Annotated in this window: 3 protein-coding genes and 1 pseudogene; all 4 read left to right on the top strand. The window is 65.7% G+C overall.

Annotated elements, in window-relative coordinates:
* Positions 1-435, top strand: a 435-nt coding sequence (gene dctP / locus EQG76_RS17225; protein WP_200840882.1) for a TRAP transporter substrate-binding protein DctP, incomplete at its 5' end; no start/stop codon positions are given.
* 37 nt (positions 436-472) lie between these two features.
* Positions 473-982 carry a TRAP transporter small permease gene (locus EQG76_RS17220; RefSeq protein ID WP_159715627.1) on the top strand — a complete coding sequence of 170 codons (510 nt, stop codon included), beginning with the start codon at positions 473-475 and terminating at the stop codon, positions 980-982.
* Between the two features lie 3 nt (positions 983-985).
* On the top strand, positions 986-2,281 hold the full coding sequence (locus EQG76_RS17215; protein WP_159715626.1) for a TRAP transporter large permease: 1,296 nt from the start codon (positions 986-988) through the stop codon (positions 2,279-2,281).
* Positions 2,282-2,290: 9 nt separating this feature from the next.
* A pseudogene (locus EQG76_RS17210) lies at positions 2,291-2,871 on the top strand (mandelate racemase/muconate lactonizing enzyme family protein); the annotation flags it as partial.

Here is a 2,871-nt window from a genome sequence, read left to right as displayed (position 1 = left end):
CTCTACACCGCGCTGCAGACTGGCGTGGTGGATGGCCAGGAGAACTCCATCCCGACCTTCATGGTGCCCAAGCTCTACGAGGTGCAGAAGAACATGGTGCTGGACGGGCACGTCTACAGCATCAACACGGTCGCCATTAACGAGGCCTGGTACCAGAGCCTGCCGGACGACCTGAAGGGCGTGATCCGCCAGGCCGCCCAGGTGGCGCTGGAAACCAATCGCGGCCTGTCCGTCGCCAACGAGGCGTCGGGGCGGGCGTTCCTGGAAAGCGAGGGCGTGTCGATCTACGAACCCACCGCCGAGGAGAAGGCGGCGTTCCGCGAAAAGGCCCAGCCCGCGGCGATCGAGTGGCTGAAGACCCAGATGGACCCAAAGGTGCTGGACGAGATCCAGGCGGCGGTGGCCGAGGCCGAGCAGTTCTACGGGTATCGCTGAGCCCTCGTCACGAAACTCCGGTCCAGGCGTGCGGCCCATGTACGAGCGTGCCAGTCGATGGGCGGACCTGGTCAGCCGCGTCATCGAGCTCCTGTGCAACGTGATCCTGGCGGCAATGACCCTCGTCATCGCCGCGCTGGTGCTGTCCCGCAACCTGCTGGGCTTTTCCTTCTCCTGGTCGGAGGAGCTGACCCGGTTCCTGCTGGTCTGGCTCAGCATGCTCGGGGCCGCTGTGCTGCTGCGTCGCGACGACCATATCAGCCTGAACCTGCTGCAGGGCCGGCTGGCGCCGCGAAGCCGGCTGGTCCTGGACCTGGCGCTGCGCCTCCTGGTCCTCCTGTTCCTCCTGATCCTGGTCCAGCAGTCCTGGACCGCGGCGCTGGCCCGCCAGGTCACCCACGCCCCCGCCCTGGGGGTCAGTCTGTTCTGGCCCTATCTGGCCATCCCGGTGGCGGCGGTGCTGATGATTCTGGCGACCCTGGTCAATCTGTGGGGCGATGTGCTCCGCCTCACGGGCCGCCTGCCCATGCCGGACCGGGCGGCCTGAGACATGGACATCACCGGCTTCATCGTTGTCTTCCTGCTGCTCCTGGCCCTGGGATTGCCGATCGCGCTCGTGATGCTGGTCTCCTCGACCTCCTACTTCCTGTTCTCGGGCAACCTCCTGTTCCTGCGCATGCTGCCGGAGAAGATGTTCGCCGGGATCGACGTGTTCGTCCTGATGGCGATCCCGTTCTTCCTGCTCACCGGCGAGATCATGAACCGGGCGAAGCTGACCGACCGGCTGTTCGACTTCTGCAACCTGATCGTGGGCCGGATCCGCGGCGGGCTCGCCCAGGTCAATGTCGTCTCCAGCCTCCTGTTCGCCGGGGTGACCGGCGTGGCCTTGGGCGACATCGCCAGCCAGGGGCGGATGTTCATCTACGCCATGGAACGCCAGGGCTACGACCGGCCGTTCTCCGCGGCGATCACGGCGGCGACCTCGCTGGCGGGCGCCATCATCCCGCCATCCACCATGATCATCGTCTACTGCGCGGTCACCAACGTCTCGGTGGGCGCGATGTTCTCCGCCGCGATCCTGCCGGGCATCCTGCTCTGCCTCGTCCAGATGGCGCAGGTCCAGTGGATCTCCTGGCGCAAGCAGTACCCTAAGGTCGAGGTGGAGGTGACGCCGAGAAAGCTCCTCTTGGGCTTCCGCGACGCCTTCTTCGCGATCGTCATGCCGATCATCATGATCCGCGGCATCATCATGGGCTGGTTCACGCCCACCGAGGCGGCCGCGGCCTGCGTGGTCTATTCGCTGGTGGTGGGCTTCTTCTTCCTGCGCACCCTGAAGATTGCCGATCTGGGGCCGATCCTGTCCGTGGCGTCCATGGACACCGCAAGGCTGTTCTTCATCATCGCCGGTGCTTCGGCGATGAGCTGGGTGTTCGCCATGGAGAACCTGCCCATGGTGGTGAAGACCATGCTGGCGGGCGTCAGCACCGACCTCGTCACCGTGGTGCTGCTGATCAACCTGTTCTTCCTGTTCTGCGGGATGTGGCTGGACGCCAGCATCTCGATCATCCTGTTCGCGCCGGTCGTTACGCCCCTGGCGCTGGCAGCCGGGCTTCATCCGGTCCAGCTCGGTATCATGCTGATCGTGAACTGCGTGCTGGGCCTGATCACGCCGCCGGTCGGCAATGTCCTGTTCGCCGTGGCCAACATCGCCAAGGTCGGGGTGGGCCCGCTCACCCGCGCGATGCTGCCCTACATCCTGAGCGGCGGCGCTACCGTCGTCCTGATCGGGCTCTGGCCCGACCTCACCCTCGCCCTGCCGAAGGCCTTCGGCCTGATCAAACCTTGAGGAAGCCCGATGAAGATCACCGGCGTGACGATCCACGACGTCGACTATGGCCGGGACTTCCACACCTTCTGGAACCCGGTGATCGTGCGGATCGACACCGACGAGGGCATCTACGGCGCCGGCGAGCTGGGCCTGGCCTACGGCACTGGCGCCAAGGGTGGCATCCACATGATCCGCACGCTTGCCGAAACCTTCCTGATCGGTGCCAACCCGTGCCGGATCGAATCGATCTGGGAGACCCTGTTCCGCCGCACCTTCTGGGGCCAGGGCGGCGGGCCGATCGTCTATGGTGCCATGTCCGCGATCGACGAGGCGCTCTGGGACATCAAGGGCAAGGCACTGGGCGTCCCGGTCTACGAGCTGCTGGGCGGTAAGGTCCGGAACGAGATCCGGGTCTATGCGAACGGCTGGTACACCGGACTGAACGCGCCGGAGGAGTATGCCGAGGCGGCGCTGAAAGTCGTGGCGGACGGCTATGACGCGCTGAAGTTTGACCCGTTCGGCACCACGCCAGAAGGCGAGTGGCGCTATCCGCGCCGGCACATCGAACGAGACTGGGCGATCCTGGCGGTGAAGCGCGTCGAGGCGGT

The sequence above is a fragment of the Geminicoccus flavidas genome, assembly GCF_009806515.1.
Taxonomy (GTDB): Bacteria; Pseudomonadota; Alphaproteobacteria; order Geminicoccales; family Geminicoccaceae; genus Geminicoccus; species Geminicoccus flavidus.
The sequence above is the reverse complement of the archived record's forward strand: the minus strand, read 5'-3'. Positions and strand labels throughout refer to the sequence as shown.